Source organism: Frigoribacterium sp. CFBP 13707 (genome assembly GCF_014842245.1).
Taxonomy (GTDB): domain Bacteria; phylum Actinomycetota; class Actinomycetes; order Actinomycetales; family Microbacteriaceae; genus Frigoribacterium; species Frigoribacterium endophyticum.
The window spans coordinates 621,558-642,442 of sequence record NZ_JACYVL010000002.1; the positions used below are offsets into that span (position 1 = coordinate 621,558).

General features: G+C 73.5%; 19 protein-coding genes. 11 read left to right on the forward strand and 8 right to left on the reverse strand.

The window, feature by feature from the left end; genetic code table 11:
* Nucleotides 1-2 precede the first annotated feature (2 nt).
* From pnuC to IFT45_RS06640, 6 genes are all read right to left on the reverse strand, one after another.
* Nucleotides 3-692, reverse strand: coding sequence for a nicotinamide riboside transporter PnuC (gene pnuC / locus IFT45_RS06615; RefSeq protein ID WP_192127291.1), 690 nt, complete (start codon nucleotides 690-692; stop codon nucleotides 3-5).
* Between the two features lie 106 nt (nucleotides 693-798).
* Entirely contained in the window at nucleotides 799-1,128 is a 330-nt protein-coding gene (locus IFT45_RS06620) for a DUF6504 family protein (protein WP_056054147.1), read from the reverse strand.
* Nucleotides 1,129-1,198: 70 nt separating this feature from the next.
* Nucleotides 1,199-2,482, reverse strand: a complete 1,284-nt coding sequence (locus IFT45_RS06625) for a type II toxin-antitoxin system HipA family toxin (protein ID WP_197982213.1) — start codon at nucleotides 2,480-2,482, stop codon at nucleotides 1,199-1,201.
* Nucleotides 2,479-2,877: a helix-turn-helix domain-containing protein gene (locus IFT45_RS06630; protein ID WP_056054150.1), complete on the reverse strand. Its 399-nt coding sequence runs from the start codon at nucleotides 2,875-2,877 to the stop codon at nucleotides 2,479-2,481. The genes IFT45_RS06625 and IFT45_RS06630 overlap by 4 nt, the downstream gene beginning before the upstream one ends.
* A gap of 68 nt (nucleotides 2,878-2,945) precedes the next feature.
* The gene (locus IFT45_RS06635) at nucleotides 2,946-4,007 is read right to left on the reverse strand and encodes an App1 family protein (RefSeq protein ID WP_192127293.1); all 1,062 of its coding nucleotides are present in this window, start codon (nucleotides 4,005-4,007) and stop codon (nucleotides 2,946-2,948) included.
* A 35-nt stretch (nucleotides 4,008-4,042) separates the two neighbouring features.
* Nucleotides 4,043-4,765 (reverse strand): SOS response-associated peptidase, encoded by a 723-nt coding sequence (locus IFT45_RS06640; RefSeq protein ID WP_192127295.1) that lies wholly within the window; start codon nucleotides 4,763-4,765, stop codon nucleotides 4,043-4,045.
* A gap of 172 nt (nucleotides 4,766-4,937) precedes the next feature.
* On the opposite strand from IFT45_RS06640, the gene IFT45_RS06645 reads away from it, so the two are divergent.
* The 5 genes from IFT45_RS06645 (at nucleotide 4,938) to IFT45_RS06665 (ending at nucleotide 9,005) form a co-directional block, all read left to right on the forward strand.
* Nucleotides 4,938-5,585, forward strand: a complete 648-nt coding sequence (locus IFT45_RS06645; RefSeq protein ID WP_056054157.1) for a TetR/AcrR family transcriptional regulator — start codon at nucleotides 4,938-4,940, stop codon at nucleotides 5,583-5,585.
* A gap of 183 nt (nucleotides 5,586-5,768) precedes the next feature.
* A complete protein-coding gene (locus tag IFT45_RS06650; protein ID WP_192127297.1) occupies nucleotides 5,769-6,656 on the forward strand; it encodes an ABC transporter ATP-binding protein in 888 nt (295 codons plus the stop codon).
* Nucleotides 6,653-7,336, forward strand: coding sequence for an ABC transporter permease (locus IFT45_RS06655; RefSeq protein WP_056054163.1), 684 nt, complete (start codon nucleotides 6,653-6,655; stop codon nucleotides 7,334-7,336). Before IFT45_RS06650 ends, IFT45_RS06655 begins: the two co-directional genes overlap by 4 nt.
* Nucleotides 7,333-8,076, forward strand: coding sequence for an ABC transporter permease subunit (locus IFT45_RS06660; RefSeq protein WP_192045604.1), 744 nt, complete (start codon nucleotides 7,333-7,335; stop codon nucleotides 8,074-8,076). Before IFT45_RS06655 ends, IFT45_RS06660 begins: the two co-directional genes overlap by 4 nt.
* On the forward strand, nucleotides 8,073-9,005 hold the full coding sequence (locus tag IFT45_RS06665) for a glycine betaine ABC transporter substrate-binding protein (RefSeq protein ID WP_307803312.1): 933 nt from the start codon (nucleotides 8,073-8,075) through the stop codon (nucleotides 9,003-9,005). Before IFT45_RS06660 ends, IFT45_RS06665 begins: the two co-directional genes overlap by 4 nt.
* A gap of 103 nt (nucleotides 9,006-9,108) precedes the next feature.
* On the opposite strand, the gene IFT45_RS06670 is transcribed toward IFT45_RS06665, so the two are convergent.
* Nucleotides 9,109-9,786: a VTT domain-containing protein gene (locus IFT45_RS06670; RefSeq protein ID WP_192127298.1), complete on the reverse strand. Its 678-nt coding sequence runs from the start codon at nucleotides 9,784-9,786 to the stop codon at nucleotides 9,109-9,111.
* A gap of 172 nt (nucleotides 9,787-9,958) precedes the next feature.
* Here IFT45_RS06670 and IFT45_RS06675 point away from each other — a divergent pair, with 172 nt between their 5' ends.
* From IFT45_RS06675 to cydC, 4 genes are read left to right on the forward strand one after another with little or no spacing between them, the layout of a single operon-like run.
* The gene (locus IFT45_RS06675) at nucleotides 9,959-11,371 is read left to right on the forward strand and encodes a cytochrome ubiquinol oxidase subunit I (RefSeq protein ID WP_192127425.1); all 1,413 of its coding nucleotides are present in this window, start codon (nucleotides 9,959-9,961) and stop codon (nucleotides 11,369-11,371) included.
* A gap of 18 nt (nucleotides 11,372-11,389) precedes the next feature.
* Nucleotides 11,390-12,394 carry a cytochrome d ubiquinol oxidase subunit II gene (gene cydB / locus IFT45_RS06680; RefSeq protein ID WP_192127300.1) on the forward strand — a complete coding sequence of 335 codons (1,005 nt, stop codon included), beginning with the start codon at nucleotides 11,390-11,392 and terminating at the stop codon, nucleotides 12,392-12,394.
* A 10-nt stretch (nucleotides 12,395-12,404) separates the two neighbouring features.
* The gene (cydD, locus tag IFT45_RS06685; protein WP_192127302.1) at nucleotides 12,405-14,078 is read left to right on the forward strand and encodes a thiol reductant ABC exporter subunit CydD; all 1,674 of its coding nucleotides are present in this window, start codon (nucleotides 12,405-12,407) and stop codon (nucleotides 14,076-14,078) included.
* Nucleotides 14,075-15,814, forward strand: coding sequence for a thiol reductant ABC exporter subunit CydC (cydC, locus tag IFT45_RS06690; protein ID WP_192127305.1), 1,740 nt, complete (start codon nucleotides 14,075-14,077; stop codon nucleotides 15,812-15,814). The genes cydD and cydC overlap by 4 nt, the downstream gene beginning before the upstream one ends.
* A 51-nt stretch (nucleotides 15,815-15,865) precedes the next feature.
* On the opposite strand, the gene IFT45_RS06695 is transcribed toward cydC, so the two are convergent.
* On the reverse strand, nucleotides 15,866-16,699 hold the full coding sequence (locus IFT45_RS06695; protein ID WP_192127307.1) for an aminotransferase class IV: 834 nt from the start codon (nucleotides 16,697-16,699) through the stop codon (nucleotides 15,866-15,868).
* 70 nt (nucleotides 16,700-16,769) lie between these two features.
* Between IFT45_RS06695 and IFT45_RS06700 the strand changes: the two genes are divergently transcribed.
* Together IFT45_RS06700 and leuS are read left to right on the forward strand one after the other, a co-directional pair.
* On the forward strand, nucleotides 16,770-18,149 hold the full coding sequence (locus tag IFT45_RS06700) for an anthranilate synthase component I family protein (RefSeq protein WP_192127309.1): 1,380 nt from the start codon (nucleotides 16,770-16,772) through the stop codon (nucleotides 18,147-18,149).
* Nucleotides 18,150-18,284: 135 nt separating this feature from the next.
* Nucleotides 18,285-20,858, forward strand: coding sequence for a leucine--tRNA ligase (gene leuS, locus IFT45_RS06705; protein ID WP_056054181.1), 2,574 nt, complete (start codon nucleotides 18,285-18,287; stop codon nucleotides 20,856-20,858).
* The last annotated feature ends 27 nt before the right edge of the window (nucleotides 20,859-20,885 follow it).

The window sequence follows — 20,885 nt, forward strand, 5'->3', positions numbered from 1 at the left end:
GGTCAGCGGCGCTGGAGCGTGGGGTCGGGCCACTGGGTCTCGACCAGCGGCTTCTGCCTCCTGGCCCGGGCCCAGACGAAGAACCCGGCGAGCGTGAAGGCGCCGTAGAAGACGTACATCAGCCCGGAGGCGTAGTAGCCGGCGCTGAAGAGCAGGGGCGTGCCGACGAGGTCGACCGCGACCCAGATCAGCCAGAACTCCACCCAGCCCCTCGCCATGCCCCAGGTGGCCAGCAGCGAGCCGGTGAAGATCCAGGCGTCGGCCCAGACCGGCTCGTAGGAGCCCAGGGCGCTGAACACCGGGGTGAGCACGGCGGTGCCGCCGACCAGGCCCACGACGAGCAGGACGCGGTTGCGGGCGCCGGCCCAGCGCGGCTCGACCGCGGTGCCCGCGTCGCCGCCGCGGCTCTGGTGCCAGCGCCACCAGCCCCAGATCGACACGGTGATGAACATGACCTGCCGACCGGCCTGGCCGAGGAGGTTGACCGGGTTGGGCGTGTCGAAGACCGCCCCGAGGAAGACGGTGAAGAGGAGGGCGTTGCCCACGATGCCGACCGGCCAGGCCCACACCTTCCGGCGCATCCCGCCGAGGGCGCTGAGCAGCCCGAACACGTTGCCGACGATCTCGCGCCAGAGGATCGTCTGGTCGCCGATCACCAGCTGTGCGTCGAACAACCACCGGATGACGGTCATGGGCACCTCCCTGTCTGCCGAGGCCCAGCGGGAGAACGGCTCCGGCGGGCCGGGCATTCCCGCCGCGCTCGCCGGTGCCCGGGCGCTCGTCGGGCGTCGACGCCCCTCAGGCGAAGAGCTGCTGCTCGACGGTGTCGTCGTAGACGCCGAGCAGCAGCCAGGTGCCGCCCTCCGCCGGGTCGAGCGCGAGGTCGAAGGTGCCGTCGATGCGGTGCGCCCCGTCGGTGAGCGGCAGGGCGTCGACGCGCCACACCGGCAGCTCGAGCAGCTCCGCCCCGAGGCCCCGGGGCGCCCGGGGCGCCGAGCGCCACCACTCCCGACGGGTCATCCACATCTCCGGGGCGCTGACGACGCCGTAGACCACCCCGCGCCAGACGAAGCGGAGGGGCGCCCCGCCCTCCGTGGTCTCGACCGGCACCTGTTCGTCGACCTTCACGTCGCCTCCTTGTTCGAATGTACGTTCGACCAGGAGTGTACGAAGTCCCACCGACATCGGCCAGGGGGAGTCACCAGCGGGGCAGCGACTCCTCGACGTGGCCCACGACGCGGCCGGGGACGCCCGCCTCGTCGGCGAAGCTCCGCCAGCGCGCCACCGCGTCGCGCACCTCGTCGACGACGTCGGAGGCGCCCGGCACGAGGTGCCGGTCGGCCAGCCTCATGACGTCGGCCCGTGCGACGTCGCGGAAGACGCCGTCCACCCCCATCAGGTGCTGGTACGTCCACCGGCCGGTCGGGTTGTGCGCGAACGTGACGTCGTAGGCGGGGGAGAGCTCCCACGGCGCCGTCGGCGACCTCAGCAGGAACGACGCGTTCTTCGTGTGGTCGTCGTTGTTGGCCGCGAGCACGTTGAAGACCATCCGCCGGAACACCTGCTCCCGCGCCTCGGGCCCGCCGCCGAGCCGAGCCACGGCGTCGAAGAGCTGCCCGTAGTCGTGGGCCTGGCGCTGCCGGTAGTCGAGGTGCGCCGTCCCGCAGAGGGTGACCGAGTGCACCTTGCCCTCCGGCGACCGGTCGAACCGCCGCGTCATGAAGTGCGCCCGGCCCCCCTCCTCGAGCAGCCGGCACTCGCTCATCTCGATGCCCGCCGCCCTCGCCATCAGCGAGTACGCGTACTCGACCCTGCCCGTGGCCGAGCCCTGGCCGAGCTCGACGTCGGCCCCGAGGCCGTCCAGCTTCAGCAGCCAGTGCTCGAACCCCTCGGGAGCCGGGAGCTGGCCCGACCGCACCTCGCCCGTCGCCCTGTCCCAGGCGACGACGGCCTTGGCCCGGGCCCCGCCCGCCGAGGTCCCCACCTGGATCAGCGACCGGATCGCCGACTCCGCCCCCTCGTCGTCCGCGAAGCTCCCGTCGAGCACGTTCCGGGCCCCCTCGACCAGGGCGCTCAGCTCGACCGCGCTCGTCGTGCGGTGCCGCGGGCCCCGCGAGGGCCGGAACTCGAGGGCGCCCATCGCGCGGTCGGCCATGTAGGCCAGCCGGTCCAGCGGCGTCACCGCCGCCCGCGAGACGCCCTGCCGGGCCAGCCAGGCGTCGATCACCGCGTTGCCGAAGTCGTCCGGCAGCGCGTCGGCCAGCAGGGCGGGGAGGCGGTGGAACGTCGCCTCCGGCAGCTGCGGGAAGACGTGGCGCCGCACCCGGGTGGGCATCGTCAGCGGCGCGAGCTCGATGCCCCGCTCGACCCAGTCGGGCCAGTACTCGAACACGTACGCCCCGAGCCGGGGGTCGGGCGCGACCGCGCCGACGCGCATGCCCCAGGCGCTCACCTCGACGGCGGGCACCGGCACCCAGCTCACTCGCCGGCCCCTCCGGACGGGCGCTCGCCGCGTCGCCCCGCGTCGTCGCGCACGACGCGGCTGGCGCGGGGGCCCCGGGGGCGGTAGACGCGACGGCGGGGGGCCGCCGGCGCCGAGCGCAGCACGTCGAGCGGGCTCACGTCGCTGTGCGGGGCGATGGTGTCGAGGGCCGACTCCGCGCCGAGCGCCCGCAGCACCCGCACGAGGCTGCGCACGGTGCTCCCTCGGCCGTTCTCCAGCGACTGGAGGGTGCTGGTCGACACGTCGGCGAGGCGCGCGAGCGAGATCTGGTCGAGGCCCTGGTCGAGGCGTCGTGCACGCACCTGGGCGCCGATCCGCGCCTCCCACTCCTGGGTGGAGCGGGCAGCGTCGGGCTGGTCGGTGATCTCAGTCATGTCGCTCCTGTACCTGATCTTCTGATGATAGGACACGAGAACGCCTCCCATGACGGGATTTCCCTGTATCAGAGGCGGGTGTCTCCCGAGCGGGGGACGACGTCGGTGTCGACGAGCTGCTCCCACAGCCCGGCGCCGTCCGGGGCGGAGACCCACACGGCGTCGCTGCCCTGCGCGTGCTCGGAGCGCGAGCGCCCGCCGGCCAGGACGGCCTCGCTGGGCGACAGCTGGCGGATCGCGACGGCGGCGACGTTCTCCGGGTGGTCGCGGAGGAACCGCCCGTAGAGCTCCTCGTCGTGCTGCCCGTCGTCGCCGACCAGCAGCCACCGCATGTCGGGGAACTCCTCGGCGAGACGGTCGAGCGAGCCCTGCTTGTGCAGGCGGCCGCTGCGGAACCACCGGTCGTGGGTCGGCCCCCAGTCCGTGAGCAGCAACGGGCCGCTCGGGTACAGGTTGCGCGACAGGAAGCGCGACAGCGTCGGCGCGACGTTCCAGGCGCCGGTCGACAGGTAGATCACGGGGCAGCCGCCCGCGGCCGTGTGCAGCCGCTCGTAGAGGACGGCCATCCCGGGCACCGGGCGCCGGGCGTGCTCGTTGAGGACGAAGGTGTTCCACGCCGCGAGGAACGGGCGCGGGAGCGAGGTGACCATGACGGTGTCGTCGATGTCCGAGACGATGCCGAACCGGGCGTCGGCGTCGATCACGACCACGGGGGCCTCGATCGGCGGCGAGCCCTCGGTGCTCAGGGTGACGAGGTGCCACCCCGGCTCGAGGTCGACCTCGAGCCGGGCGTCGAGCACCCCGCCGCGGTCGGTGGTGACCTGGACGGTGCGGCCGCCGACCGTCACGTCGACGACGGCCCGCTCGACCGGCACGCTGGTGAAGCTCCGCCAGCCGCGCACGTTGAGTCGGTCGGTGCCGTCGAGCGAGCCCGTGCGCGTGAGGAGCACGCGCGACAGCACCCGCACCCAGCCGGCCGAGCCGTAGCCCGAGTACGGCACGATCGTCGGGAGCAGCCCCCGCTTGCGGGCCCGCTTCTCGCGGAACCGGTGCACCGAGTTCTCGAGTCGGGCGGCGCGGTGCAGGAGGGGCTCGACGGCGGACGACGTCACCGTTCGGGGGTCGGGCATGCGGTCATCCTCCCACGCCGCGACGCGCTGACGGGTCAGACCGGGTCGACCAGCGACGGCGAGTCGACGCCGACGCGGCCGACCTCGGGCGACACCTCGTGCACCTGCAGCCGGGCGGCGATCTCGTCGACGAGCCCCGAGACCCCCTGCAGCAGGTCGTCGTCGCCCTCGGTCTCCGGGTCGAGCCAGTCGTCCATGACGTCGGCCCCGACCAGCACGGGCATGCGGTCGTGCACCTCGGCGAAGGGCCCCGAGGAGGCGCGGGTCAGCACCGCCGTCGAGAGCAGCCACCGAGACGGCGACCCCACGGCGGCCGCCGGGTCGCGCCACCACTCGTACAGGGCGGCGAAGAGCATCACCTCGTCGTCTGGCAGGCTCGCGTAGACCGGGCGCTTGCTGCCGTCCGGCCGGACCTGCCACTCGTACCAGCCGTTGGCGGGCACGAGCCCGCGTCGGGAGGCGACGGCCTCACGGAAGGTGGGCTTCTCGGCCGCGGTCTCGACCCGGGCGTTGAACAGGGGGGCGCCGACGGGGCCGGGGGAGCCCGCCGCGACGAAGCCCCACCGGGCCGACGCGAGCCGTCGCACCGGGGGGCCGCCCGCGTCGTCGCCCCGGGGAGCGGCGTCGACGAGCAGCGACACCGGGCGGGTCGGAGCGATGTTCCAGGAAGGGTCTGGGAGAGTGTCACCCGATACATCAACGTCGAACAGGGCCACCAGGTCGCTCGAGGCGCGCGCCATCACGAATCGTCCGCACATGCGTCCATTCTCGGGGCAGCGACCGACAGTGGCCGACACCCGGTCGCCGGAGCCCCCGACGGGGGCGCCGCGAGACCGGCCTGATGGGCCTGCGCGCCGCCGTCGACCGACGGCCGGCCCCGACGTCCAGCACCGTGCCCGGCACCCGCCGGCACCGCACCAAGGAGGAACGTTGCTCGTCACCGACGTCAATGAAGCACTGCCCGGGGGATCGTCACTGCTCAGGAACGAGCCGGTCCAGGCGCGCAGCACCGCGCGCCTCACGGGCCTGCTCGACGCCGCGGCCTCGATCATCGACGAGATCGGCTACGAGCGGCTCACGACCGCCATGGTCGCCGAGCGCGCCGGCGCCTCCATCGGCACGGTGTACCGCTACTTCCCCGACCGCATCGCGGTCGTCGACGCCCTGGCGCTCCGCTGCACCCAGCGCCTCGTCGCCGGGGTGGCGGCGGCCGTCGCCGCCGACGGCGTCGACGACTGGCGCCGGGCCCTCGACGCCGTCATCGACACGGAGGTCGAGATGTACCGCTCCGAGCCGGGCTTCCGGTCCGTGAGCTTCAGCGACGCCCCCGAGCTGGGCGCCGACGGGGGAGCGCCGGCCGTGCACCCCCTGGCCGAGAGCCTCTCCGCCCTCCTCGCCGACCGCTTCGGCGTCGTCCGCGACGACGCGAGCGACCTGGCCGTCCAGGTCGTCGTCGAGATCGGCGACGCGCTCCTGGCGCGGGCGTTCGTCGCGGGCGGCGACGGCGACCCCCGCTTCGTCGAGGAGTGCCGTCGCGCCGTGCGCGGCTACCTCGAGCCCGTCCTCACGGTGGCCTGACCCGCCTCCTCGTCGTCCCTCCGCGGCTCGGCCGCCGTCGTCCGCCCAGCGCGGCGTCGGCGGCCGTTCTGCGTCACGACTCGGCCACGGAGGCGGCGACGAGGTGCCCCCGTCGGGGGAGTGTGGTTGGGTGGTGGCCCTGGCAAGTGTCGATCCGTGCTGCCCACGAGGAATGAGCCACCCATGATCGAGTTCCGCTCGGTGAGCAAGCAGTACCCCGACGGCACCCGCGCCGTGGACGACTTCAGCCTCGTCATCCCCTCCCGCAAGACCACGGTCTTCGTCGGGTCGAGCGGCTGCGGCAAGACGACCATCCTGAGGATGATCAACCGGATGGTCGACGCCACCTCCGGCAGCATCGAGATCGACGGAGAATCGATCGCCGGCCTCGAGCCCGTGGCCCTGCGCCGCAGCATCGGCTACGTGATGCAGAACTCCGGCCTGCTCCCGCACCGCAAGGTCGTCGACAACATCGCCACCGTGCCCGTGCTCAAGGGCGTCGGCAAGAAGGAGGCCCGCGAGCGTGCGCTGGAGCTGATGGACACCGTCGGCCTCGACCGCTCGCTGGCCGACCGCTACCCGAGCCAGCTCTCGGGCGGGCAGCAGCAGCGCGTGGGCGTGGCCCGCGGCCTCGCCGTCGACCCGAACATCCTCTTGATGGACGAGCCGTTCGGCGCGGTCGACCCCCTGGTCCGCTCCGACCTCCAGCAGGAGCTCATCCGGCTGCAGCGCGAGCTCGACAAGACCGTCGTCTTCGTGACCCACGACATCGACGAGGCCTTCTACCTCGGCGACCAGGTCGTCATCCTCGAGAAGGGCGGCCGGGTCGCCCAGCAGGGCACGCCCGCCGAGATCCTCTCCGACCCGGCGAGCGACTTCGTCGCCGACTTCGTCGGGTCGAACCGCGGCAAGCGCGCGCTGCACATCGAGCAGACCGCGACGGGCCAGGTCGTGGTCGACGAGTCCGGCCGCACGACGGGCGTCCTCACGCAGCCCGTGCCCGTGCTCCAGGCAGAGGGCGGTGCCCCCAGGGGGCCGGGTGCTCCGGCGCAGGGTGGGCACGCGTCGTGAACTGGATCTGGTCGAACACCGACTACATCTGGGACAAGACGCTGGTCCACCTCGGGCTGAGCGTGCCGCCCGTGATCCTGGCCTTCGTGATCTCGCTGCCGATCGGGTGGCTGGCCAACCGCTTCCCGGTCGTCCGCGGGGTGCTGCTCACCGCCTCCGGCCTCATCTACGCCGTGCCGTCGTTCGCCCTGCTCGTGGCGCTGCCCGGCATCATCGGCCTCTACCCGCTGCGGAGCAACACCAACCTCATCGTGGCGCTGACCCTGTACGGCGTGGCCCTCATGGTGCGCTCGACCGCCGACGGCCTGCGGGCCGTCGAGCCCGACGTGCTGCAGTCGGCCACGGCGATGGGGTACTCCGGCTGGCAGCGCTTCTGGCGCGTCGAGTTCCCGCTCGCCGGCCCCGTCCTGCTCGCCGGTCTCCGCGTGGTCGTCGTCAGCACCGTCAGCCTCGCGACCGTCGGCGGCATCCTCGGCATCAACGGTCTCGGCCTGCTCTTCAACGACGGCCTGCAGCGCAGCATCCTCGCCGAGATCGGCACGGGCATCGTGCTGACGATCGTCATGGCCCTCGTGCTCGACGGCCTGCTCGTCCTCCTCGGTCGCGCCCTGATGCCCTGGGCCGACCAGGGGGCGCGCGACCGGCGCCCCGTCCGCCAGGCCGCGGAGGTGACCGCGTGAACGCCTTCCTCGACGCCCTCGCGTGGCTCGGCGACCCGGTCCACCTCACGGGGGCGAACGGCGTGCCGGCCCGTCTCGGGCAGCACGTCACCTACTCGGTGATCGCCGTGCTCATCGCGGCCGTCGTCGCGATCCCGCTCGGGTTCCTGATCGGGCACACCGGCAGGGGTCGCACGGTGGCGGTCGCGCTCACCGGCGGGGTCCGGGCCCTGCCCACCGTCGGCATCGTCTTCCTCCTCGCGCTCCTGCTCGGCATCGGCATCAGCGCGCCGATGATCGCGTTCGTGGTGCTCGCGATCCCGTCCATCCTCGCCGGGGCGTACTCCGGCTTCGAGGCCGTCGACCGCGCGACGATCGACGCGGCCCGCGCGGTCGGCATGACGGAGTGGCAGATCGTCACGCGCGTGGAGCTCCCGCTCGGCCTGCCCCTCCTCATCGGCGGTCTCCGCTCCGCCCTGCTGCAGGTCGTCGCCACGACCACCATCGCGGCCACCGTGGGCGCCGGCGGCCTGGGCATCTACATCTTCACGGGCCTCCGGTCGAACGACTACACGCAGATGTTCGCGGGGTCGATCGTCGTGATCGCCCTCGCCGTCGTGCTCGAGGTCGTCTTCTCGGTGCTCCAGCGACTCGTCGTCCCGGCCGGCGTCACCGCCGCGGGCCGCCCCCTCGACACCCGCGTGACGACCTCCCGGTCGGCCGCGGCGAAGGCAACATCCCTCCAGGAAGGAACACAGTGATCAACACAGCGAAGAAAGGCCGGCTCACCGTTCTCGGTGCGGTCGCGATCGGGGCCATGGTGGCCCTGGCAGGGTGCGCGTCGAGCGACCCCCTGAGCGACGGAGGAGGAGATGCCTCGGCGTCGTCCGACACCATCGTCGTCGGCTCGCAGCAGTACTACTCGAACGAGATCATCGCCGAGCTCTACGCCCAGGCCCTCGAGGACGGCGGCTACACCGTCCAGCGCGAGTACCAGATCGGCCAGCGCGAGGTCTACCTCCCCGAGCTCGAGTCCGGCGACATCGACGTCTTCCCCGAGTACACCGGCAACCTCCTGCAGTACTACGACAAGGAGTCGACGGCGAAGTCGCCCGAGGAGGTCGAGGCCGCCCTGGCCGACGCGCTCCCCGAGGGCCTGACCGCGCTCACCGCCTCCGAGGCGTCCGACCAGGACAGCTACACCGTGACCAAGGAGTTCTCCGAGGAGAACGACATCACGAGCCTGGCCGACCTCAAGGACTACGACGGCACCCTCGCCGTCGGTGCGCCGCCCGAGAACGCCGAGCGTCCGTACGGCCCTCCCGGGCTCAAGAGCATCTACGGCGTCGACGTCACCTCGACCCCGATCGACGACGGAGGCGGTCCCCTCACGGTCAAGGCCCTCCTCGACGGCAGCGTCCAGCTCGCCGACGTCTACACGGCCAGCCCGCTGATCGCCGAGAACGACCTCGTCACCCTCGACGACCCGGAGAACATGATCCTGCCGCAGAACGTGGTGCCGATCGTCTCCGACAAGGTCGACCAGGGCGCCCAGGACATCATCGACGCCGTCGACGCCGCCCTGTCGGCGAAGGACCTGCAGGAGCTCAACGCGAAGAGCCAGACCGACCAGGAGTCGTCGGCCACCATCGCGAAGGACTACCTGACGTCGAAGGACCTCATCGGCTGATCGTCGGTCCACACCACCGGAGGGGCCGGGCGCGCACATCGCCCGGCCCCTCCGTCGTGCCGGGGCAGTCCCGGGTGCGCGCGCCGGGGGCGGGCGTCTCGGCTCACGGGCGGCCGTCGTCCTCCGGGGGGCGACCGTCACCGTGCTGCCCCATGTGCCGCGCCTCCCGCCGGTGGACGACCTTCTTCACCACCAGCACGAGCACCAGGAACGCGGCGACGATGCCGACGAAGACGTAGCCGGCCTGGTGCAGCTGGTCGGCGAGCTCGCGGTAGCTCCCGGCGGCCGCCGCGCCGACCGACACGTACGCCGTGGCCCAGAGCAGGCAGGCGGGGGTCGTCCAGGTGAGGAAGGTCCGGTAGCGCATCGGGCTCGTGCCCACCGTGAGGGGGATCAGCGAGTGCAGTACGGGCAAGAAGCGGGAGATGAAGACGGCGATGCCGCCCCGCCGCGCCAGGTAGGCCTCGGCACGGGTCCAGTTCGCCTCGCCGAGCCTCCGGCCGAGCCTGCTGTGCCGGATGGCGGGTCCGAAGTGCCGGCCGAGGGCGAAGCCGACGCTCTCGCCCACCAGCGAGCCGACGACCAGCGCGGCGACGAGCAGCACCCCCTCGAGCGGTGACGCGACGGCGGTCGCCGACACGATGGCGACGGTGTCGCCGGGCACGACGAGGCCGAGCAGCACGGAGGTCTCGAGCACCATCGCGAGCCCCGCGAGGAGCGTCCGGAGGAGCGGGTCGACCGACTGCACGAGGTCGAGGAGGCCGGTCAGCACGTCGTTCACCCGGCTGATCCTATTCACAGGCAGCCGTGAGGCGGCCGCCCCCCTAAGCAACAGGTGTTGTCTAACGATCGTCCTACGCTGAGATCGTCCCGCCGACGTGACGCCCTCCGTCCCCCTCGAGGAAGAAGACGACAGTGCTCTCGACCCTCACCACCCGCGGGCCGGGCCGCTCATGACCGAGCTGCTCGATCCGCTGCTGCTCTCCCGCTGGCAGTTCGGCCTCACGACCATCTACCACTTCCTGTTCGTGCCGCTCACGATCGGCATGGCGTTCACCGTCGCCGTCTTCCAGACCGCGTGGCTGCGCACCGGCCGAGTGCACTACCTCCAGCTGACGCAGTTCTTCGGCAAGATCTTCCTGATCAACTTCGCCATGGGCGTCGTGACCGGCATCGTCCAGGAGTTCCAGTTCGGCATGAACTGGTCCGACTACTCGCGCTTCGTCGGCGACGTCTTCGGCGCGCCCCTGGCGCTCGAGGGCCTGCTGGCGTTCTTCCTCGAGGCGACCTTCATCGGCGTCTGGATCTTCGGCTGGGACAAGGTGCCCGCGAAGCTCCACCTCGCGAGCATCTGGGGCGCGACGGTCGGGAGCGTCCTGTCGGCGTACTTCATCATCGCGGCCAACGCGTTCATGCAGAACCCCGTCGGCTTCGACATCAACGAGGAGAAGGGCCGGGCCGAGCTCACCGACATCGTCGCGGTGCTGACCAACAAGGTGGCCCTGGCGGCCTTCCCGCACACGATCTTCGCCTGCTTCATGGTCTCCGCCGCCGTCATCGTCGCGGTGGCCAGCTGGCACCTGAGCCGCAACCAGCACCTCGAGACCATGCGCCCCGCGCTGCGCTTCGGCCTCTGGACGATGGTCGTCGCCGGCGGCCTGACCGTGCTCACGGGCGACCAGCTCGGCCTCGCCATGGTCGAGACGCAGCCGATGAAGATGGCGGCGGCCGAGGCCCTGTACAAGACCTCGACGGGGGCCGACGCCTCCTTCTCGATCTTCACGCTCGGCACGCCCGACGGCGTCCACGAGCTGTTCAGCGTGCGCGTGCCGTACCTGCTCTCGTTCCTCTCCACCCACACCCTCGACGGCACCGTCGAGGGCATCAACGACCTCCAGGCCCAGTACGTGCAGCTCTACGGCCCGGGCGACTACACCCCGATCATCTGGGTCACCTACTGGTCGTTCCGCTGGATGATGGGCCTCGGCATGGTCGCGGTCATGGTCTCGGTCGTCGGCCTCTGGGTCACGCGCCGGGGGCGCCTGCCCGAGAACCGCTGGGTCTGGCGGGCCGCGGTGTGGACCTTCCCGCTGCCGCTCCTGGCCATGGTCGTCGGCTGGGTCTTCACCGAGATGGGCCGCCAGCCCTGGCTCGTGTTCGGCCTGCTCAAGACGGCCGACGGCGTCTCGCCGAACGTCACGGGACTCGAGGTGCTGATCTCCCTGCTCGCCTTCACGGCCATCTACGGGACCCTCGCGGTGGTCGAGTTCCGGCTCATCCTCCGTGCCGCCCAGAAGGGCCCGGCCGGGCCCCCCGCGGTCGACGCCGAGACCGGCGCCGTCACCCACGAAGCGACCGTCTACTGATGGAAGGCGCACTCTGACATGGACCTCCCCACCCTCTGGTTCGGCATCATCGCCTTCCTCTTCGTCGGCTACTTCGTGCTCGACGGGTTCGACTTCGGCGTCGGCATGTCGCTGCCCTTCCTGGGCCGCGACGACACCGACCGCCGCGTCCTGATCAACACCATCGGCCCGGTCTGGGACCTCAACGAGACCTGGGTCATCGTGGCCGGGGCCGCGCTCTTCGCGGCCTTCCCCGAGTGGTACGCGACGATGTTCAGCGGCTTCTACCTGGCCCTCCTGCTCATCCTGCTCGCGCTCATCGCCCGCGGGGTCTCGTTCGAGTACCGCCACCAGCGGCCGGAGGCGCGGTGGAAGCGCCGCTTCGACCTCATGATCACGGTGGGCTCGGCCGTGCCCGCCTTCCTCTGGGGAGTGGCGTTCGCCAACGTCGTCCGGGGCGTGCCGCTCGACGCCGGCTTCAACTACACGGGCACCTTCCTCGACCTGCTGAACCCCTACGCCCTGCTCGGCGGGCTCACGACCCTGCTGCTCTTCTTCACCCACGGCGTCGTCTTCGTCTCGCTGAAGACCGACGGCGAGATCCGGGAGCGCGCCCGTCGGCTCGCCGTCCGGTCGGGCGCGGTGACGATCGTGGTCGCCGCGGGCTTCCTCGCGATCACGTCGCTGATGCACGGGACGCTGGCGTCCACCGTCCTCTCGGTCGCGGCGGCGGCCACGCTGGTGGCCTCGTTCGTCGCGAACCTCCGCGGCCGCGAGGGCGTCGCGTTCGCCACGATGGCCGTGACGATCGGCCTCGCCGTCGTCAGCCTCTTCGCGGCGCTCTTCCCCGCGGTGATGCCCGCGAGCAACGACCCGGCGCACAGCCTCACCATCGCCAACGCGGCGAGCTCGACATACACCCTCACCGTCATGAGCTGGGTGGCGCTCGTCTTCGTGCCGCTGATCCTCGCCTACCAGGGCTTCACGTACTGGATCTTCCGCAAGCGCGTGACGCGGGCCGCGATCCCCGTCGCGGCGCACTGACGGGAGAGCCGTGAAGCCTCTCGATCCGCGCCTCCTGCGGTACGCCTCCGCCGCCCGGGCGTTCCTCGTGCTCGGGGCCGTGCTGGGCGTGCTGCAGACCATGAGCGTCGTCGGGGTCGCCTGGGGCGCCACCCGCGCGGTCGTGAGCGTCGTCGAGGGCACCGGGGCGGGAGCGACCGGCGAGGCGCTCGTCGTGCTCGCCGTCTCCGTCGTGGCGAGGTCGGCCACGTCGTGGGCGCTCGAGGCCGTGGCGGCCCGGACCGCGGCGACGGTCAAGAGCCAGCTCCGGGCACGGGTCCTCGCGGCGGTGTCGGCGCGCGGCCGCGAGTGGGTCGCCGAGCGGGGCTCTGCCCGTCTCACGACCCTCGTCGGCCCCGGCCTCGACGCCCTCGACGAGTACTTCTCCCGCTACCTGCCCCAGCTCGTCCTCACCGCCCTCGCGACGCCGCTGATCGTCGGGGTGATGCTGGTCGGCGACTGGCTGTCCGCGGTGATCGTGCTGGTGACGCTGCCGCTCATCCCGCTCTTCATGGTGCTGATCGGCTGGACGACCCGGGCCGCCCAGGACCGCCAGTGGGAGCGCCTGCAGGCCCTCGCCGCCTCCTTCCTCGACGCGGTGGAGGGGCTCTCCACCCTCAAGGTCTTCGGCCGGGAGCGTCGACAGGTCGAGCGGATCGGGCGGCTCACGGACGACCACCGGCGGCACACCATGGCCGTGCTGCGCGTCTCGTTCCTCAGCGGCTTCGCCCTCGAGCTCGCGGCGTCGCTGTCGGTCGCCCTCGTGGCGGTCTCGGTCGGCATCCGGCTGGTCGACGGGTCGCTCGCCCTGTCGGTCGGGCTGTTCGTGCTGCTGCTGGCGCCCGAGGCGTTCCTGCCGCTCCGTCAGGTGGGGGCGGCGTTCCACGCGGCCTCCGACGGCGTCGCGGCGGCCGAGGGCGTGTTCGCCGTCCTGGAGGAGGGGCCGGCCGGCGGCCGGGCGTCGTCGGCCGGCCCGACGCCCGCGCGCGCGGCGGTCGCCCCCGTCGGTGCGGGCGACGCCCTCGTCGTCTCCGCGGTGTCGGTCGAGCGCGGCGGCGTAGTCTCACTGGCTCCCACGTCGTTCGTCGCGGAGACGGGCCGGGTCACCGCCGTCACCGGGCCGAGCGGCGTCGGCAAGTCGACCCTGCTCGCGGCGGTCAGGGGGGAGGCGCCCCACGGCGGCGAGGTCCGCTGGCGCGACGCCGACCGCGGCTGCGTCGTCGGCGACGTCGCCTGGTCGGGCCAACGCCCCGGCCTCGTCTCGGGCACCGTGGCCGAGAACGTGGCCCTGGGCGACGAGGTCGACCCGCCCGCGGTGGCGGCCGCCCTCCGCGCCGCGGGGGCGCCCGACGTCGACCCGGGCCTCGTGCTCGGCGCGGGCGGCGGCGGCCTCTCGGGCGGGCAGGCCCAGCGGGTCGCCCTCGCCCGGGCGCTGTACCGGGTCGAGCGTCGCGGTGCCCGGCTGCTGCTCGTCGACGAGCCGTCGTCGGCCCTCGACGCGGTCACCGAGGCCGCCGTCGTCGCGGGGCTCCGGCGCGCGGCGGCCCGCGGAGTCGCCGTCGTGGTCGTGACGCACCGCGCGGCCCTGCGCGAATCGGCGGACGACGTCGTCGTGCTCGCCCCCGCCACCGCCCAGGCCACGGCCTCTGAGGAGCTGCTCGCATGACCGTCACCCGCACCGACGTCGCCCCCGGCCCGTCCCTCCTCCGCACGGCGCAGCCTCCGCTCCGGCGCTCGGCCCCGGGCATCGCGGCCGGCTCGCTCAGCGCGCTCTCGGCCGTCGCCCTGCTCGCCGCCTCCGCGTACCTCATCACGCGGGCGGCCGAGCAGCCGCCCATCCTCTACCTCACGATGGCCATGGTCGGGGTGCGGGCCTTCGCCCTCGCCCGGGCGGCCTTCCGCTACCTCGAGCGGCTCTCCAGCCACGACGCGTCGTTCCGGCAGCTGGCGGTCGTCCGCACCGAGCTCTACCGCAGGCTGTCGCGCGTCGCGCCGGCCGGGCTCGGCCGCACCGACCGCGGCGACCTGCTCGCCCGGGTGGTCTCCGACGTCGACGCGCTCCAGGACCTGCCCCTCCGCGTCGTCCAGCCCCTCGTCGTCTCCGGCGTGACCGGGGTCGCCGCCGTCGCGGGCGTCGCGGTCGTCTCGCCCCGCGCGGCGCTGGTGGTGGCCGGCGGCCTCGTCGTCGCTCTCGTCGTCGGCGTCGTGCTCGCCGACCGGCTCGCGACGGGCACGGAGTCCGCGCTGGCCGCCCGCCGCGGCGCCCTCTCCGGCGCCGTGCTCGACACGGTGCAGTCGCTCGACGTGCTCGTCGCGTTCGACGCCCTCGAGGGCCAGCTGCGCCGGGTCGCGGCCCTCGACGACGACCTTCGCCGCGCCTCCCGACGGCGCGCCACGACCGCGGGGCTCGTCGCGGCGCTCCTGTCGCTCGTCTCCGGCGCCACGGTGGTCGGCGTGGTGCTCGCGACCGCGGGCGACGTCGCCGCGGGCGAGCTGCGCGGGCCCGCCTTCGCGCTGGTGGCCCTCGTGCCGATCGCCGTGCTCGAGGTCGTGGGGGCCGTGCCCACCGCGGTGGTCGCGTGGCGTCGCGTGCGCGCCAGCGGTGCCCGGGTCGAGTCGGCCGCCCCGCTCGTCGCCCCGGCGGAGGTGGTGGTCGACGAGCTGGGCGAGGTGGAGGGCGAGGTCGAGGGCGACGAGCGCGTCGGGGGCGACGGTCCGGCCGCCCTCCCGGCCGGCCGGCCGGTGCTCAGCCTGGAGCACGTCTCGGCGCGCTGGCCCGGCGCCGCCGCCGACTCCCTCGTCGACGCGACGCTCGAGGTCCGTGCCGGCGACCGCGTCGTCGTCGAGGGCCCGAGCGGGGCCGGCAAGAGCACGCTCGCGGCCGTCCTCGTGCGCTTCCTCGAGCACCGCGGGCGCTACGAGGTCGGCGGCACGTCGGTCCGCTCCCTCGGCGCGGAGCGCGTCCGGGGCACGGTCGGGCTGATCGAGCAGTCGCCGTGGCTGTTCGACGAGTCGATCCGTCAGAACCTCCTCTTCGCCCGCGACACCGCGACCGACGACGACCTGCTCGCCGTGCTCGACCGGGTGGACCTCGGAGACTGGGTGCGCGAGCGGGGCGGCCTCGACGCCCGCCCGGGGGAGCGCGGGGCGCTCGTCTCCGGGGGGCAGGCCCAGCGGCTGTCGCTCGCCCGCGCCCTGCTCCGCGGCTTCCCCGTGCTCGTGCTCGACGAGCCGACGGCCGGCCTCGACGCCGAGCTGGCCGACCGCCTCGTGACCGACCTCCTCGAGGCGGCGCGCGACGACGGCACCACGGTGGTGCTGATCTCGCACGTCCCCGTGCCCGCGGCCCTGGTCACCCGCCGGGTGCGCGTCGAGGGGGGCGTGCTGCGCGAGGTCGGCTGACGCGGGGTCGCGGGCTGCCCGGCCCCTCGCCGGGTGCCGGCGTCGTCGCGGTCAGATGGCCGACAGTGGTCGGCGCAGCGCGTCGAGCCGTCGCTGCCAGGTCACGAGGCGGCCGGGCTCCTCGGCCGTCGTCGGGCCGTCGACCCACCGCGTGGCGATCCGCACGCCGTGCAGGGCGCTCAGCGACCAGATCTCGAAGCCGTCGAGCTGCTCCGGCGTCACCCGCTCGTGCAGCACGTCGACGCCGAGCACGGCCGCGAGGGTGAGCACCGTCCGCACCGTGACGCCGGGCAGCCTCGGGAGGTCGTCCGCGGGCATGCAGAGGGCGTCGCCGCGCCACCAGAGCAGAGAGCTCCACGCGCCCTCGACGACCCAGCCGTCGCCGTCGAGCAGCACGGCCTCCTCGGCGCCGCGGGTCGCGACCTCCCGGCGCAGCGCGCCCAGCGCCTCCAGGTCCGGCCCCTTCACGAGCGGCTCGGTGCGGGGGTCGGAGGAGGCGGTGGCCAGCACGACCGACCGTCGCGCCTCCGGGGCCGGCCGGAGCTGCAGGAGGAGGTCGTCGCCGAGCAGCTCCGCGCGCGGGAACCACCGGCCCTCGCGGGGCAGGGCCGCGACGGCGGCCGACCAGAAGCCGTCGACGTCGAGCCCCGGCGCGGCCTCCCGGACGGAGCCGGCGAAGCGGTCGCGGTGCACGTCGAGGGCCCGGACGGCACCGTCGACGACGAGCCAGGAGTCGGCCACGCGGATCGGGCCACGGCGCGCCTCCGAGGCACCGGCGTCACGGGAGGCGTGACCGTCTCCGCCGCCCCCCTCGCCGCCCCCCTCGCCGACCTCGTCGTCCACGAGTCGTCCGTCGTGCCAGCGGAGGGTCGTCGCGAGGCTCATGCCCCCCAGGCTAAGCGTCGGACGGGGGCTGGCCCGACCTCCGGGCGCCCCGGGCTCCTACACTCGGTCCATGCGCCCGACGGTCCTCCGCCGCCCCCTGCCCTGGGCCGACCCGGAGGCCGTCGTCGCCGCCCTCGCCCCCGACGGCGACGTCGTGTGGCTCGACGCCGGGCACGGGGCCGTCACCGGCCGGTCCGTCCTGCTGTGGGGCGACCGGGTCACCGCGTCCACGCGGCACGGTGAGCTCGGCCGGCTCTGGGCCCTGCTCCGCGACGACCTCGCCGACGGCCGCGACGACGCCGCGCCGCTCGGCTGGGCCGGCTGGCTCGGCTACGGGGCGGGGACGTGGCTGCTCGACCGCGACGCGACCGTCGGGCCGGGGCGCGGGAGCCCGCCGTCGGTGACCGCGGGCCTCCCCGTCGACGAGGCCGCGCCTCCCGACGTCGCCCTGCTCCGCACCGACCGCGCCCTCGTCTTCGACCACGCCGCCCGCGAGGTCGAGCTGGTCGCCCTCGCGGCCGACGACTGGGCGCGGTCGGTGGCCGCGGCCTGGCCCGGCGTCGTCCCGCTCGGCGAGCCCGGGGAGCCGGAGGCACGGCGCGGCCCCGGTGCCGTCCGCCGCCGTCACGGCGACGACGAGTACCTCGCCCTCGTCGCGCGCTGCCAGGCCGCCATCGCGGCGGGCGACGCGTACGTGCTCTGCCCGACGACGTCGTACGAGGTCGCGGGGCCGGTGGACGCCTTCGAGACCTACCGCCGCCTCCGTCGGTCGTCGCCGTCGCCGCGGTCGTCGTTCGTCCGCATCGGCGGGACCGCCGTCGCGGGCGCCTCGCCCGAGTCGTTCCTCGAGGTCTCGCGGGGCGGCGTCGTGAGCTCGTCGCCCATCAAGGGCACCCGGCCGCGCTCCGCCGACCCGGTCGCCGACGCGGCCCTCGCCGCGGAGCTCGCGACGAGCGAGAAGGAGCTCGCCGAGAACCTGATGATCGTCGACCTGGTGCGCAACGACCTCACCCGCGTCGCCCGCCTCGGCAGCGTCGTCGTCGACGAGCTGTTCGCCGTGCGCTCCTACCCGGCCGTGCACCAGCTGGTCAGCACGGTCACGGCCCGGCTCGCCCCGGGCCTCGGGGCGCTGGACGCGCTCGAGGCGACCTTCCCCGCGGGCTCGATGACGGGTGCCCCGAAGCGACGCGCCGTCGAGCTGCTCGCCGAGGGGGAGGGCGCGCCCCGCGGCGTCTACTCCGGCGCCGTCGGCGTGCTCGGCCTCGACGGCAGCGCCTCCTGGGCGATGGCCATCCGCTCGGTCGTGGTCACCGACGGCGGGGCGACCGTCGGGGTCGGCGGGGGAGTGACGTCGTCGTCGGTGCCGCGGGAGGAGCTGGCGGAGGTGGCCTGGAAGGCGACCGCGCTGCTGCGCGCGCTGGGGGTCCCCGCGGGAGGCGCCTCCTCGTGACCTGCCCCGGTGCGGTCGGCGCCCCGTGCGGACCACGTGCGGCGGGCCGCTACCCTGGACGACGGGCCGCCGCGTGCCCGCACCTCGTCGTGCCGTCCGCCGGTCGCCTCCACCCCGTGAGCGAATGAGAGTCCCGTGGCACACGAGCACGACAACACCCCCGCCGAGGAGCGCGAGTACGACGTCGCGCGCCTGCAGCGCAAGTGGCAGCAGGTGTGGGAGGTCGCGAAGCCCTTCGCGGTCGACCCCGACGACAAGCGCCCGCGCAAGTACATCCTCGACATGTTCCCGTACCCGTCGGGCGACCTCCACATGGGCCACGCCGAGGGCTACGCGCTCGGCGACGTGATCGCGCGCTACTGGCGCCAGCAGGGCTTCAACGTGCTCCACCCCATCGGCTGGGACAGCTTCGGCCTGCCCGCCGAGAACGCCGCCATCAAGCGCGGCGTCGACCCGCGCGAGTGGACCTACGCCAACATCGCCCAGCAGGCGCAGAGCATGAAGCTCTACGCGCCCTCCTTCGACTGGGACCGCGTCCTCCACACGAGCGACCCCGAGTACTACAAGTGGAACCAGTGGCTGTTCCTCAAGATGTACGAGAAGGGGCTCGCCTACCGGAAGGACAGCTGGGTCAACTGGGACCCGGTAGACCAGACCGTCCTCGCCAACGAGCAGGTGCTCGCCGACGGCACCTCCGAGCGCTCGGGCGCCGTCGTCGTCAAGAAGAAGCTGACGCAGTGGTACTTCGGCATCACCGAGTACGCCGACCGCCTGCTCGACGACCTCAACCAGCTCGAGGGCCGCTGGCCGACCAAGGTGCTGAACATGCAGCGCAACTGGATCGGCCGGTCGATCGGGGCCGACGTGCACTTCGAGATCGAGGGCCGCGACGAGCGCGTCACGGTCTTCACGACGCGCCCCGACACCCTCTACGGGGCGACCTTCATGGTCGTCGCGCCCGACAGCGACCTCGCCGCCGAGCTCGTGGCCGAGGCCACCGACGACGTCAAGGCCGCCTTCGCGGAGTACCTGGTGCAGGTGCAGAAGTCGACCGAGATCGAGCGCCAGACGGCCGACCGGCCCAAGACCGGCGTGCCCCTCGGCCGCGTCGCGGTCAACCCGCTCACCGGCGCCCCGATGCCCGTCTGGGCCGCCGACTACGTGCTCGCCGACTACGGCCACGGCGCGGTCATGGCCGTGCCCGCGCACGACCAGCGCGACCTCGACTTCGCTCGCAAGTTCGACCTGCCCGTGCGGGTCGTCGTCGACACGAACGCCCCCGTGACGGGCGTGATCCCGAAGCTCGAGCTCGACGAGGACGGCCAGGCGATCCTGCCGGAGGACCTGCCCGAGCTCGACCCCGCGAAGACCGGCGTGGCCCTGACGGGCGACGGCCGCCTGATGAACTCGGGCCCGCTGACCGGCCTCAGCAAGTCGAACGCGATCAAGCGCGTCGTCGAGCTGCTCGAGGAGAAGGGCGCCGGGAAGGCCGCGAAGACCTACCGCCTGCGCGACTGGCTGATCTCGCGCCAGCGCTTCTGGGGCACGCCCATCCCGATCGTCCACGCCGCCGACGGCACCGAGGTGCCGGTGCCGGAGGACCAGCTGCCCGTGCTGCTGCCGTCGACCGAGGGCCTCGACCTCAAGCCGAAGGGCAGCTCGCCGCTCGGCGCCGCCACCGACTGGGTGACCGTGCCGAACCCGGTCGACGGCACGCCGGCCCGGCGCGACGCCGACACGATGGACACCTTCGTCGACAGCTCGTGGTACTTCCTGCGCTTCCTGAGCCCGAACGACGCCGAGAAGGCCTTCGACCCCGCCGTCGTCAACCGCTGGGCGCCGGTCGACCAGTACGTGGGCGGCGTCGAGCACGCCATCCTGCACCTGCTCTACGCCCGCTTCATCACCAAGGTGCTGTTCGACCTCGGCTACGTCGACTTCACCGAGCCCTTCAGCGCGCTGCTCAACCAGGGCATGGTGCTGCAGGACGGCGCGAAGATGAGCAAGAGCAAGGGCAACCTCGTCACCCTGTCGGAGGAGGTCGAGAAGCACGGCGTCGACGCCATCCGCCTCACGATGGCCTTCGCCGGCCCGCCGGAGGACGACATCGACTGGGCCGACGTCTCGCCGGCCGGGTCGGCGAAGTTCCTCGCCCGCGCCTTCCGCCTCTCGTCCGACGTCGCCAGCCCGGTCGACGCGGTCTGGGCCGACGGCGACCAGGCCCTGCGCCGCCAGACGCACCGGTTCCTCGCCGAGGCGCCCGGGCTGACGGAGGCGTTCAAGTTCAACGTCGTCGTCGCGCGCCTGATGGAGCTCGTCAACGCGGTGCGCAAGACGATCGACTCGGGTGCGGGCGCGGCCGACCCCGCGGTGCGCGAGGCGACCGAGACGGTGGCCCTGGCCCTGTCGCTCTTCGCCCCGTACACCGCCAGCGAGATGTGGGAGAAGCTGGGGCACGACGGCGTCTCGGTCGCCTCGGCCGGGTGGCGCAAGGCCGACCCGACCCTGCTCGTCGAGACCAGCGTCACGGCCGTCGTGCAGGTGAACGGCAAGGTGCGCGACCGCCTCGAGGTCTCGCCGAAGATCAGCTCGGAGGAGCTCGAGGCCCTGGCCCGCGACTCCGCCGCGGTGCAGCGCGCCGTCGGCGAGAAGGAGATCGTGAACGTGGTCGTCCGGGCGCCCCGCCTCGTGGCGATCGCCGTCAAGTAGCGGCGCTCCGTCCCTCCCCGGTCACCG